This window comes from Butyrivibrio sp. VCD2006 (genome assembly GCF_000423925.1).
In the GTDB taxonomy this organism is placed as follows: domain Bacteria; phylum Bacillota; class Clostridia; order Lachnospirales; family Lachnospiraceae; genus Butyrivibrio.
In genome coordinates, this window is record NZ_AUIX01000052.1 from 14,103 (window position 1) to 27,569 (window position 13,467).

Annotated in this window: 9 protein-coding genes; 5 read left to right on the plus strand and 4 right to left on the minus strand. The window is 41.0% G+C overall.

The window, feature by feature from the left end:
• Positions 1-25: 25 nt before the first annotated feature.
• From G586_RS0116185 to G586_RS0116200, 4 genes are all read left to right on the plus strand, one after another.
• Entirely contained in the window at positions 26-1,801 is a 1,776-nt protein-coding gene (locus G586_RS0116185) for a methyl-accepting chemotaxis protein (protein ID WP_026528559.1), read from the plus strand.
• Between the two features lie 85 nt (positions 1,802-1,886).
• Positions 1,887-2,012 carry a hypothetical protein gene (locus G586_RS27250; RefSeq protein WP_255346263.1) on the plus strand — a complete coding sequence of 42 codons (126 nt, stop codon included), beginning with the start codon at positions 1,887-1,889 and terminating at the stop codon, positions 2,010-2,012.
• Between the two features lie 619 nt (positions 2,013-2,631).
• The gene (locus G586_RS0116195; RefSeq protein ID WP_026528560.1) at positions 2,632-3,972 is read left to right on the plus strand and encodes a hypothetical protein; all 1,341 of its coding nucleotides are present in this window, start codon (positions 2,632-2,634) and stop codon (positions 3,970-3,972) included.
• An 82-nt stretch (positions 3,973-4,054) separates the two neighbouring features.
• Entirely contained in the window at positions 4,055-5,947 is a 1,893-nt protein-coding gene (locus G586_RS0116200; RefSeq protein WP_081674427.1) for a diguanylate cyclase, read from the plus strand.
• Positions 5,948-5,965: 18 nt separating this feature from the next.
• Here G586_RS0116200 and G586_RS0116205 read toward each other — a convergent pair whose 3' ends face one another.
• Complete coding sequence (locus G586_RS0116205; protein ID WP_026528562.1) at positions 5,966-8,437, minus strand: methyl-accepting chemotaxis protein; 2,472 nt, start codon at positions 8,435-8,437, stop codon at positions 5,966-5,968.
• 502 nt (positions 8,438-8,939) lie between these two features.
• On the opposite strand from G586_RS0116205, the gene G586_RS0116210 reads away from it, so the two are divergent.
• Positions 8,940-9,341 (plus strand): hypothetical protein, encoded by a 402-nt coding sequence (locus G586_RS0116210; protein ID WP_026528563.1) that lies wholly within the window; start codon positions 8,940-8,942, stop codon positions 9,339-9,341.
• 159 nt (positions 9,342-9,500) lie between these two features.
• On the opposite strand, the gene G586_RS26660 is transcribed toward G586_RS0116210, so the two are convergent.
• The 3 genes from G586_RS26660 to G586_RS27565 form a co-directional block, all read right to left on the minus strand.
• Complete coding sequence (locus tag G586_RS26660; protein WP_026528564.1) at positions 9,501-12,068, minus strand: RICIN domain-containing protein; 2,568 nt, start codon at positions 12,066-12,068, stop codon at positions 9,501-9,503.
• Between the two features lie 745 nt (positions 12,069-12,813).
• Positions 12,814-13,107 (minus strand): hypothetical protein, encoded by a 294-nt coding sequence (locus G586_RS0116220; RefSeq protein WP_026528565.1) that lies wholly within the window; start codon positions 13,105-13,107, stop codon positions 12,814-12,816.
• 194 nt (positions 13,108-13,301) lie between these two features.
• Positions 13,302-13,467: zinc ribbon domain-containing protein (locus tag G586_RS27565; protein WP_155834227.1), on the minus strand; the 166-nt coding region annotated here is incomplete at its 5' end.

Sequence of the window (13,467 nt, forward strand, 5' to 3'; positions counted from 1 at the left end):
TTATTATATTGAAAGGAGTGTCGCTATGTCAAGGACAACTGAAAACAAGAAGAATAAGGTCAGTTTTTTCAAATCTATTCCGGTTCAGATTTTGTTCTTTAATATTCTGATGTTGCTGGTATTTAACATAGTAAGCTACATTGTTAACGATGGAATATCATCCATGTCTGACAGTGCTCAGGGGATAATTGCCGGAGTAACCGAGCTGGTTCATAAAGAGGGAACAGTTAAGGAAGATCTGGCCAGGATTGACGGAACGATCCAGAGCGCACTGGGGCTATGGTCATATTACACGGATGCTGATAAAGAGAGAATCGGAAGCGAGCTTAAATCCTACGAGAGCGAAGTGACCACTCTTGTAAAAGAAATCGGCGATGAGTTTACTATGTATGGCGATCCAAACGCAACGACACAGCTTGATGCTTCGGCAAAGGCTCTTATTGCGAACGTTGATGAAGTGTTCAATATCATGATGACAACCGGCGATGGACGTGTTGCCTCGGAGATACTTACCGGAGATTATATGACTAACATGGAAGGTGTCAAAGCAGGCATGACAACCCTTGATGCATCGGTGGATGCACTTAAGGGTAATGTTGTAAATTATATGGCACAGACAAGAAGTAAAATAACTGTCATGAATGTAACAGGAATGGTTGTGTTTATTGTGTGCCTTCTTTTGAATCTCTATGTTTCATTTGTTCTTATCACCAAAGTTATTGTTAAGATTTCCGACTCTGTTCAGGAAATTATAAATGATATCAACGCCGGAAAGGGTGACCTTACAGCAAGAGTAAATGTTAAGACCGGAAATGAGCTTGTATTTATAAGAGATGGCATAAATGATTTTATTGAAACCCTGCAGGGCGTAATGAAAGATGTTAAGAGCGGAACACTCATTCTTACAGATTCCGCAGACAAGATGACCTCACAGATCGCTTTGGCTAACGACAACATCACCAACACATCAGCGGCGCTTGAGGAGCTTTCAGCCAGCATGGACAATGTGTCAACTACAGCTTCTCACATTAAGGAGCAGCTCAATGATGTAAGAGATGCGGTGGAGAGCATCAATGATGAGGTTGCTTCAGGAAAAGAGCGTGCAGGCGAGATCCAGAAGGAAGCTGATACCATTAAGAATGAGGCTATGCAGAAGAAGGAGAATACAGGTGCCAGAGTTGAGGCGCTCAGCAAGACCCTTGATGAGTCAGTAAAGGAAAGTGAGCAGGTTAATCAGATCGGAGAACTTACCAAGGTTATCCTCGATATAGCTTCCCAGACAAACCTTCTTGCACTTAACGCCAGCATTGAGGCTGCAAGAGCAGGTGAAGCCGGCAAGGGCTTTGCGGTAGTTGCGCAGGAGATCAGTGCACTTGCCGATAACAGCAGACAGACAGCCGGAAATATTCAGACTATAAGTGAGAATGTGACAAAGGCTGTTCAGGAGCTTTCGAATAATGCCATCGAGGTTGTAGATTTTATCAACAATACTGTTATTGCCGATTATGAAGCCTTTGTTGAGACAGGAGAGAAATACGAGAGTACAGCAGAGATAATGAATGAAATTCTTGAAGGCTTTACTGAGAAGGCAGACTCTCTTGATAACACAATGCACAGCATGGCAGACTCAATTCTTACAATCACCGATTCCGTTGAAGAGTCCACACAGGCCATCAGCCTTTCAGCTTCCAACTCTACAGAGATTGTGGGAGAAATTCAAGAAATCGGAGAGGCCATGGATAATAACAATCAGGTTACGAACAAACTTAGCGACAGTACAAAGAAGTTTATAAACGTATAATACTATTTAATAGTTTTTTAATAAAAATAGTACACCAAATGGTGTACTATTTTTATTGTAGTTTTTTGTGAGGAAGAAAAGGGATATGAATACAAAGACATGGGTTATAACAGTTGGAGGAGTTGTTTGCGCACCACTTCTTCTTGGAGATGCAGACAGCAAGTCAACAGAAAACGCCATCGAAACTGATGAAAAGTCAAAGGATCAGTAAAAAGGCAAAAACTATTTTTTATAAAGTGGCACTAGCATGGGACTTAAGAAATCATGTTAGGGCTATTTTTGTGAAAGGAATTCTTATGAAGAAAAAATTTTTACCAATGATGACTGCTATAGCACTTTTTGTGGCATAACATATCCTGTTACTGAGCTTGGAAAGAAAGCCATCACAGGTAAAAAGGTAAAGAATGTAACTATCAACGCAGCTAACCTCACAAAGGTTGATACAAAGGCTTTTCTTGGTGCAAAGAATCTTAAGACAGTTAAGATCGTAGGAGTAAGCAAGAAATCTGCTATCGCCAAGAAAATCATTAAAGCTGCGAAGAAAGCAAACAAAAAAGTAAAAATATCATTTTCGAAATAATAAGTACTTATAATAGTTATTGAGAAAAGTACAAAAAGCAACGCATAACCGCGCTGCTTTTTTTGCGCCTTTTAAACGATGAAGGTTTTTAGAATATTGATATAATCCGCCACGATTTTATTGTTTTTTTATTTTTTTTTCACATTAACTGTCATATGATAAGGCTTGGGGGTATTTATTATGAAAATGCCCTGATTAACGTAAATAGTATTAATTGGTTTACCTTTAGCAAATAATGGAGGGGCGAGAAATGATGGACAGGAGAAAGAAACTGGTATCATTGGTGGCATTGCTAACTATATCAGCAATGCTTGTTGCATGTGGTGATAGTAGTGCAGAGACTGTTGATGTGCAGGAGAATGCAGTAGCTAAGGCTTCAGCTGCCAAGACTGTTGAGAGTGCACCGCAAAAAGAAGCTGACAAAGAAGAAGTAGCTGAAGAGGAAGATTCCAAGGCCGCTGACACAGAAGCAAAGACCGAAGACGCTGACGCTGAGGAGGCAGCAACTGAAGAGGAGCTTGCTTCCAAGAATATGCTGGCAGTAAAGGCACCGGGATATACAGGGCTTACAAATTTAAGAACGCAAAATAACGATGACGGAACCTATTATTATGAGGATATGACAGAAGACGGGCTCACAGTCATCACGAATATGTGTTATGTGAATTCTCAGAGAGATGGGCAGGACATGGATGCATATGCTGAGAACCTTGTATGCGCCCAGGTTAACAGCGATGCAGTAATAACGGGATCAGCGCAGGATGAGGAGCTTTCTGCAAAACTCACCTATCCGGTATATAAGATTGATTATGAGAGCGGAGAAAATGAAGACACCAAGCAGGCAGTAGGTGTTGTAATCCTGACTGACAATTTTACATATTACTATGGATACGAATGCCCTATCGATTTCTTCGAGGATAATCAGGAATTTTATGAGGAAGAGCTTAAGAACATCGCGCTTATCGAGCTGGGCGATGTTTCCGGCGGAGATTTTGCTACAGCTTATCTTGAGAAGATCATGGAATATGACAAGGAAAAAACAGCAGACAGCTACGCACTGATTTATGCGAATGGAAGTGGTATTCCTTATCTTGCTGCAGTGAATTCCGAAGGACCTTTGGACGAAGATGGAAATGCTCATCTGTTTACAATTGCGAATGGAAAAATAAATGAGGTCATGAGTGTTTCTTCCGGTTATGACGGAAACCACATATATGTTTCAGCAGGCAGCAATGCTGTTGTTCAGACATCAGGTATGTCCGGAACAGAGATTTTCGACCTTTATGAATTTAACGGCAAGGAGCTTGAAGGAACAAAAGAGCTGCAGGCAGTTTGTGATTTGGAAGATGATTCATACAAATACTATGATGGCGCTGTAGAGCTCACAGAAGAAGAGTATGCTGAAGCCTTTGAAGAATCAATAAGCAAAAACAATCCTTATACGGGAATTGACTGCGACGGATTAAATATTGTGAATATCTCTATAAAAGATGGTTACACCGATTTTGAAACAGTTAAAACCGAGAAGTATGTAAGCTTTGATGATATGAAAAAACAGCTTCTTGATATGGGTGCAGATGCAGAAAAATAGCGCTATCAGTACTATTTTTCTTTTTATAATGATTTATAAAAATATAATTATTTTCAGTTTTCTCTCATGCTATCATTAGTACATGTATGAGCCTAAGAAACTGATCGCTTTCATGGGCGGCATGTTCGATCAGGAAAAGAACAGCAACTTCATAAGGGAACTTGAGAAAGAAAGCATAAAACAGGGATATTTCATCGTTGCTTTCAGCTTTTCGGAAACCACGGTCTGGGATCAGGACAGAGACAACTGTGAACTCAAGCTTATTGACTTGTGTGCACATCTTGATATCAAAGCTATAATCGTACAGTTGGAATTCATCAAAAACGATTATCTGGTGGTTGCGATAAACAAGCTGGGACGGATGAAGGGAATCCCTGTTATTGCTATGGAAAAACATCTGCCTGGCAGGATTAATATATCCATGCGTTACAAGGATGGATTTAAATCTATTGTCAGACATGTTATAGAGGTGCACGGATGCCGCAGGATAAACATGATTGCAGGGCCTAAGGGGGATCATTTTTCCGAGAATCGTATCGAAGCCTACAAGGAGGTGCTTGCTGAAAATGGCATTGCTTTTGAGGAAAAACGGCTTCTTTATGGTGACTTCTGGGATAGACCGGCAAGGGATGCAACAAGAGAATTCATTGAATCCGGGGATGAAATAGATGCCATAGTTTGCGCAAACGACGCAATGGCTATTGCCTGCGCGGATGAGCTTATTGTTCTTGGATACAGGGTCCCTGAGGATATAATCGTTACCGGTTTTGATGGAATAAAAAGCGGTTTTTTCAATGTGCCTGCAATATCAACTGTGGAGCCGGATTATGAAAGTGAAGCAAAGAAAGTCATAGGCTTAATCAGGGACAATAAAGATGCTAATGAGCAATCGGAGCACAGCGTAGATTTCAGGTTAAAGCTAAGGAGCTCCTGTGGGTGCTACAAAGCAGAAGATATTTTGTCGCCCACTGAGATTAACGTGCTTTCTTCAAGCTATGCCGATGTAAACTGGGCAGTTAACAGTATTAACAACCTTATGGCTGAGGCTTCAGTCCTGGAATCCATGTGTGACTTATCAAAAACAATCGCCACCACATTGTGGCTTTGGAAGAGACAGTTCCAGTTTGTAGGCGTCTTTTCAGACCTTCTTGCTCCTGAGATAGAGGGGATAGATGCCTACAGATACATCACTATGTTCAGATCTGAAAATGGCGAGCGTTCGGGAATCGGCACTGCGTATGATGAATCGGAATTTATCCCGGGCTTTGAGGATATCATAAATGGTGATGAGTCGAACCTGCTTCTGGTTCGCCTTCTGCACGCAGGGAATCAGGTTTTTGGCTATCTTGTCTACGGAACTAAAAACACCACAAACCGTGATATAAGAAGATGTGAGGAATTCGGAATGTTCCTTTCATCCGCTATTAATGCGGTTGTCGCCAACAGAAATCTTGCCAAAATGCGCCATGAAATTGAACAGGTATCTGTTTTAGACTATCTGACAGGTATTTACAACAGACGCGGCTTCATGGCGGAGCTTAAGAAAATGGTGGAGTCCGCCAATAATTTCGGAAAATATCTGACTATCTTTTCAATAGATATGGACAGATTAAAATACATCAATGATATGTTTGGTCATGCTCAGGGCGACTTTGCCATAAAATGCATGGCTGAAGCAATAGCTCATTTTGCGTCCAGAAACGGCATCTCTGCCCGTTATGGAGGCGATGAGTTCGCGTGCGCAATCATCACCGATACAGAGGTGGAGCTGCCCCCGGATGTTGTCAGAAGCAGACTGGACCTCTTTCTTATGGCAAAGGAAAGTGTTGCCGGTAAAGAGTATAAAATTGCCGCCAGCATTGGTAGTGCCGGCGGCATGATATGTAACACTATTGATGTTCAAAGCCTCATGGACATAGCGGATGAAGCGATGTACGCGGATAAGAAAGCAAGAAAACAGAGTAGAGATTCATAACCCTGTTCCTTTAATCCATCATACCTTAAAGAACTGAAGGTCATCCTTAAGAGTATCTGCAATTCCTTTAAGCTCAGCTGATGTCTCTGCAAGTCTTGCAGTTTCGTCGTTGAGCTTTGTCATTGCACTTGAAGTTGTTTCAGCTGATGCAGCGTTCTCCTGTGAAATAGCCGAAAGATTTGTCATAAGATCAACAACAGTTTCTCCTGCCTTATCAGAGGATTCAGCCTGTCCAAGGACGGTTTCAACTGCTTCTTTGGTAAATTCAATGTTGTCACTTACGCTGCCAAAGATTGCACTTGTGGAGCTGATGCTTGTCTTCTGGTTTTCAATAAGCTCGGTAACCTCATTGATGGTCTGAACAGTTTTATTGGATTCCTCCGAAAGGTCACGGATGATTCCCTCGATTATGGTGGTTGACTGGTTGGTTGAGTCAGCGAGGTTTGATATTTCACTTGCTACTACCGCAAAGCCTTTTCCTGCGTCTCCTGCTCTTGCAGCCTCAATACTTGCATTAAGTGACAGAAGGTTGATCTGATTTGCAACAGAAGAAATAAGCGTAACAGCTTCCTGAATCTTGCTTACGGATTCATCAGTCTTCTTAACCTGCTCGATGATCCTTCCGAATGCTGCATTTGTAGAATCGCTGGATTTTGTCAGGTTATCCATATTGCTTGTAGCTTCTTTTCCGCTTTCCCTCATATCTGAAGATTTATCGGAAAGCGTTGAAACGCTACTGAGAATCTGCTGGATATTATTTCTGATATCAAAAACACGCTGCGAAGAGGCTTCAATATCTGTTGCCTGCTCAGCTGCTCCCTTGGATATTTCATTTATGGTCTCGTTTATTTCACTTGCAACTGTCTTTGTCTTGGTTGCGCTTTCCTCAAGTATAAGTCCCGAATCGGCAAGTACATCGGACATATGCTTAACCTTGGTTATTGTAGTCTCAAGTATATCAAGGAATGTGTTGAGGCTTTCTGCAAACATTGCGAATTCGTCATGGCCGCTTTCGTCTGCTCTGGCCTTGATATTTCCGGTTTCAATATTTTCAATTGCAGACTGGAATGATTTAACGCTTCTGTTGATTCCGATACTTACTCTCAAAAGGATGTAAACAAGGACAACGATGCTTGCGATAAGGACAAGAATAATTATTACAGTCACTGACGATCTTACAGCATTCATGTTATCAACTGCCTGATTCTGGACGCTTTCGCAAAGCTGACTAAGATCGGAATTGAGGACTGAATTATCAGCCTTTATGGCAAGAGTGTTAACGTCAATATTTTTCAGTTCATCGAATAAAGCCTTCTTTGTGGCAAGACTTGCGGAAGAAATCTCAGCAAGTGAAGGATCAGTTGTATACTTCGGAATGTTTTCGCCTATCTCTGCAAAAAGATTCTCTATTTCGGCAAGGCTAGCGGAGACATCTTTTCCTTCCACAACGAGCTTACTATATTTATCTGTCATGTCATCGAGAGTAGAAAGGTTTGATGCAAAGCCATAAACTCCCTGAATAGCTCCGCCATATTTGAAAATGGCACCCTGAGTATATACAGAAGGATCGACATAGAGCTCATAATACAAAACAGGGAATTTTTCCATGTCATATGCCTTCGCATCAATGGATGTGGAAACCTCTTCCCAGGTGCCGTTGGTCTCATTGAATTTTCCTGTTACCTTTATGGCTCTTTCGCCGTCAAAATCGGCAAATTCTGCATTTTCCAGACCATCGCCGGATTTTTCCATTGTTTCAAGTGCAGTAAGGTCAACTTGCACTTTCTCACTGCCGTTTACAAGTGCGATGTTCTTGATGTAGTAGTCGCCTTTATAGGTAAAGGTTCCACCGACACGGAATGTAAGGCTGTTACGCTTGCCGACAACAGGCAGTTCCCTTTCGTAAACATATTTCATGTATTGTTTTCCATCTATATTTACAGGGGTAGCTCCCACTCCAAAGTTGGAATCTATCCATGTAATTTCTACCCAGTCATTGTTATTGACAAGGTTTGTAAAGCTTTCGGAGAGTTCGTCACTTGAAGCGATATATTCCTGATATTTTCCAATATCACGGGCATAGCCACGCGACGAATGATTAGCCTGTAGTTCACTAAAATTGGTTTTGCTGGATGCTATTTTTTCAAGAATAGAGTCTATAGAGCTCTGGTATGAAGGATCGCCTATCTTTTTTAGGCGCTGCGCCGACTGCTCCATTTCATCAAGATTTGTGAGAGTGGCATTAAGATAGCTTTCATCAACATAGTACTGATACAGAGCGTCGTTACCTATGTTCTTGGCCTGAAGAATGTTTATCTCGTCGACAGTTGATACAACTTCACTGTTCTGGGCATTTCGGTTGATGGATATAATTCCAACAAGACCGATGACAAGTGCAGCAGCAATTCCCAGTGAACCCATTACGAGAATTTTGCCCTTTACTGATTGAATAAAATTACCTTTGTTTTCCTGCGTTTTTTCTTTGCTCATAATTTCCCATCCTTCTTTTGAAAAGCCCCCGATTATCCCCCAACGCTTTGAAAACTTGCATCAAATTAATTTTAACATTTGATTAATGGTGTGCAATACGCTTGTGAAAGACTAAAAATTTTATTAAAATAAAACCTTCATTCAAATAAGTAAGTTATTGTCGGAGAATTGATAAGAACGGGGAATCGATAGAAAATATGCGATGAAGCTCTTTATAATCTTTTAATGTTTATGCAGTGCCACATGGGCTTTTATTAGCATTAAATGAGCAGCTTACATTCATTTGTGATGAGAAAATGGGGGCGGTTTTATGTATAATCTTTGTATTGGTAGATGTGAGGTGTCATCATTATATGTTTCTGCGGAATGCGTGATGATATTAGCATATGTTTCTGTGGGATGAGTGATGATATTAGCATGTGTTTCTGTGTGATGTGCAGGGACATTAGTATTTAAGCCTGCTGGAAATGCAGGACCAGAAAATAATAAGGAGGGGATACATATGGGAAATTGGGGAGACAATCTTGATTATGAAGCGATGGCCATAAAAGACCATGAGGGGCGCTTTACCGTTAATTTCAAAAAGATATACATGGACGTAGATGAGATTTCACAGAGAACACTTGAGGTGACAGATAAGCATCCGAAGGATTCGCTATTAAAACTCTGGGCAGGTGCAATGACAGGAATATTTATATTTTTCATATTGTCGTATCAGATACTTTTTCTTGTGAGCATACCGTTTCTTGCATTTTATCTGATTGCTTTGTTCAGGATAGCGGGGTGCTGGAAGAGCTTTAAATACAGCTCCACGAAGTTTTGGACTATGACTATGTTTACGATGATTGCACTTTTTGCAGCTTCGAGAGTAATCCAGTTTCTGATTGAAAAGTTTGTGTTATGAAGTTTGTGTTATAAAAATCTGTACTATGAATAATTTGTTTTATGAATAATTTGTATTATGTAGGAAAAGAGAGATCGGGCAAAGCCGGTCTCTCTTTATATTATGTCAGTTTATTGATGTTGACTAAATTTTTCGGATTAAAAATCCGGTATAAAAGTTTTACTTAGAAATCTTTTGTGTTTTCTTTGAAATGCCTCTGGATTTCAGTAAACTCTTATATTTCTTAAGACTTCTTGAAGGTACGGTTACTTTTGCCTTGGAATGGATCTTCTTAAATGCATTCTTTCCAACTGTGGATTTTGTGAGCTTAGTTGTCTTAACCTTGATTTTCTTAAGGTTCTTACATCCATAGAATGCATTCTTACCAATTTTAATTATATTCTCACCAATGGTAACTTTTTTAAGATTCTTGTTGTTCTTAAATGCATTAGCAGCAATTTCGGTAACCATGTAGTTTTTAGAATCAATTGTGACTACCGAAGGAATGACAATATTTGTAGCATTTTCCAATGCAGCTCTGTCAAATCTTGCAGTAAGGTTGCCGTCATCTGCCGAGGTAATGCTGTAAACAGCATTGTTTTCCTGATCAGTATAACTATCGCCGACTTTATGGGTGTTGACATTAGAAGCTACAGTTACAGGTGCGGAATTGCCGGGAGCGGTGCTGCCTTCGCCATTTGCACCGGTATTATCGCTGGCGCTGCCGTTATCGCCGGTGTTGCCTGAATCACCGCCAGTGTTGCCGCTGTCACCGCCGGTATTGCCGCCGTTGTCACCTGTGTTGCCGTTATCGCCGGTGTTGCCTGAATCGCCGTCGGTATTGCCACTGTCACCGCCGGTATTGCCTGAATCGCCGCCGGTATTGCCACCGTTGTCACCTGTGTTACCGCTATCGCCGCCGTTATCATCATCGTTGTTGTCGCCACTGCCGGAGGCCATGCTCCACTGTGCATAGAGCTTTAAGTTTGAATCCTTATTGTAGGTTGCGCCGGGACGATAATCAACTCTGCCCGAATTTTTGCTTGTGCTCCAACCTAAGAAAACATGTCCGACTCTGGTGGGTTCTGCGCTTGTAATTGTAAGCGGATTTTTATAGAACTTAGTCTGCGGAGCAGGAGCGTGGTCTCCACCATTTGCATAGTAAGTAACAGTATGCTCTGCAGCTACAAAGTGCCATGTCTGGTTTGCCTGATTGCCAAAGCCGTTAAAGGTCCATACCATGACATTTGTGCCATTGGTTGTTGTTCCACCGGAAACATCAAGAGCATGTCCGCTGCATCTCGGAAGAATTGCGTAGCCGTTGCCTGATCTTACGATGGCCCATTGCTGAGCAATAGAGCCGTTTGCATCGTGAACACATACATTGGCGTTGAAGTCTGTTGTGGCACCATATAGATCAAGTGACTTTCCTGAAGCTGCATGAATCAGCTTATAATATCCATTATCCAGTTTTTCTACATTAAATGAATTAAACTCGCTGAGGCAGGAGTCATCCCAAACCTGTACATTTGTAGGATTAGCGATGTCTCCGGTATCACCATCAACATCAAGCTCCAGGTTAGCAGCAAGATCACTTGTAATAATATACTTGCCATTTTCAATAGGCTGCTCGGGCATATAAGGAATGAAAATCCAGGACTGTGCGTTTGAATCATTTGCAACCCACTGTCTTATGTTAGTACCGGTGGACATGGTACCATTTTCTATATCGATGGAATATCCACTGCACTGTGCCTGAAGACGATAGCCATTTCTTCCGTTGGATGAGATGGCCCATTTTTGTGCAGAGGAGCCATTGGCTTCATAGACTTGAATATTTGCGCCACAGGTGTTATCTGCGCCGTAAACATCAAGAGCTTTACTGGTACCTTTTTGAGTAATTGTATAGAACCCGCCATCATATTTTAATGTCCAGATATCGTGAGCACCCTGAGCAAGAGCAGAATCCTGCCACAGGTGCACGTTGGTGGCATCAGCTGCAGGAACATCTGCACCATAAATGTCAAGATAGAATGAAGCATCGCCTGCGTTAGCGATTATATAGTCACCGTCAGGAATCATGCTATCGTATCCGGAAGACATGGTATCGCCCTTTGGCATGGGAGACTCAGCGGTAAAAAGCATAACATAGGAATAATGAGTCAGAGTATAACCGCCGGCCTTAGTAGATACCTTCTGAACGCCATAGCCGGAATCGTCTACCCACAGTTCGCCGGTATTTCTGGTTCTTTCTTCATCAACATAGGTGAAGTGATCATTGCAGCAGATAACGATAAGATAGCCCTGTCTGGAAAAATCGATAATAGCTTTTCTTCTGGTATTATTATCGCCGCTAAGATTTACTGTGTTGGCGAGAGTTACAGTTTTACCAAGTACGCTGCTTGCATACCTTGGCGGAATACTTCCAAATGGTCTATATTCATTAACATTTGAAATCGATATTACACCGTGATTATTCGCAGCCCATTCAAAGAGTCTGTCGGGATTGAAGTTTGGATCTGTGACAAGACCTGTTGCTTTAAGAAGCTTTGAATAAGAAACTACTCTGCAACCACCGCTTCTCATAGTGCCATAATCAGACTGCTTTTGCAGCCATCCTCGCCAGTCTGAGCTGTATGAAGCTGCCTTTGATGTGATACCAAAAAGAATCAGTGTTGCTGCGACCAAAAAGGTCATGAAAAGAGTCCTGAGGAAAAGTTTACCTCCGGAGCGGAAAGAATGTGACATATAGATTACCCCCTTAACATCACTTTGCTTTAGTAAGCGAGAAATTTGTGAACTTACATTAAGTTAGCAAGAAATTTGTGAACTTAAAGCAAGTGAGAAATTTTTGAACTTACTAAAATTTTACCCCTAAGAATAATAATAGCATTAAAAGGAAGTAATGACAGTGCTTTTCTATTGATAATTACTTGTTTAGCTGGGGATTTTTGATTTTCTTATTAATGATTTTGGAAATCTGACTTAGGAATCCTGATTTAGGTTTCTGATTTTGGATTTCTTGTTTTGAGCTTCTGATTTATGTTCTGATTTTGCACTGATTTTTTGATTTGGCAACAAATTATAGTTATTTAAAATAGTTGTTGCTAAATATGTTTTTACACATGTCGGGCAAAATCCATATGGCAACAAAAGAAGTATCTTCTTTTTGCTTTGTTGCTATACATGGTTTCAACAATCCAACAGTGGCAACAAATATTACTAATCAGATACTTTTGTTGCTCTTATAAATCATTCGGTGCAACAAGAAATTTGATTTTTTAGTATTTGTTGCCAATACATTTTTAAGTCAACCGATTTTCATGCAAACAAGCAACAAATAATTGTCGTATAAAGAATTTGTTGCAAAGAAGATTTTTTGGCATTAAAAAGCAACAAATCAGCAAACTTAGTGCCAATTTGTTGCTTATACCATCTGCCTCTGCAAAATGAGCCTTAGGCCAGTTATCTCTGCAAAACGAGCCTATACAAGTTACCCCTGCATTCCCGCTGACTGGCGGATCATGTCCTCGACAACAATATCATAGATCTCGCCTACTGTATTACAGTATTCAAGAATTCTCCATGGCTCATTGGTGTGGAAATGGATTTTGACAAGCTCCTCATCGCCTGCTGCAATAAGTGAATTGCCTTCAAAATGAGTTGTTATATATTCTCCGATTTCGTCTTCGTCTAAATCCTTGTCTCGTCTGTCGATGAGAAGCTGTGTATCGTAACGATACGCGAACTGATCGTCTTCTGCATCGATGCTCTGAATAGGTTCCATCCTGGTTCCTGCCACTCAAAATGTGCTTAAATATACTCAAACACATCGAGAAATCGAAGTCCTCACGGTTACTTCTTACTGCTTCATCGTGTATGCTTTGGCGATTGCAAGCAATACGCTACTCACAAGTTCTTGTACACTCCACAGTCGTTAATTCCCGAAATAGCCTTCGGTACATACTTACGTTTGCTTGATTATGCAACTTCGTAAGTTACAGCATCTCTAAGATTTAGACTTGCATTAAAATCTCTATCTTCAATATAGCCACATGCGCATCTATATAAACGGTCAGAAAGTTTTAAATTCTTCTTGATAGCCCCGCAGCAATGACATATTTTAGAAGACGGATACCACCTGTCT

What these genes read in the sequence shown, in the direction of transcription:
- G586_RS0116185 (WP_026528559.1), top strand. Translation starts at nt 26, where the DNA reads ATGTCAAGGACAACTGAAAACAAGAAGAATAAGGTCAGTTTTTTCAAA.
- G586_RS27250 (WP_255346263.1), top strand. Translation starts at nt 1,887, where the DNA reads ATGAATACAAAGACATGGGTTATAACAGTTGGAGGAGTTGTTTGCGCA.
- G586_RS0116195 (WP_026528560.1), top strand. Translation starts at nt 2,632, where the DNA reads ATGATGGACAGGAGAAAGAAACTGGTATCATTGGTGGCATTGCTAACT.
- G586_RS0116200 (WP_081674427.1), top strand. Translation starts at nt 4,055, where the DNA reads ATGTATGAGCCTAAGAAACTGATCGCTTTCATGGGCGGCATGTTCGAT.
- G586_RS0116205 (WP_026528562.1), bottom strand. Translation starts at nt 8,437, where the DNA reads ATGAGCAAAGAAAAAACGCAGGAAAACAAAGGTAATTTTATTCAATCA.
- G586_RS0116210 (WP_026528563.1), top strand. Translation starts at nt 8,940, where the DNA reads ATGGGAAATTGGGGAGACAATCTTGATTATGAAGCGATGGCCATAAAA.
- G586_RS26660 (WP_026528564.1), bottom strand. Translation starts at nt 12,068, where the DNA reads ATGTCACATTCTTTCCGCTCCGGAGGTAAACTTTTCCTCAGGACTCTT.
- G586_RS0116220 (WP_026528565.1), bottom strand. Translation starts at nt 13,107, where the DNA reads ATGGAACCTATTCAGAGCATCGATGCAGAAGACGATCAGTTCGCGTAT.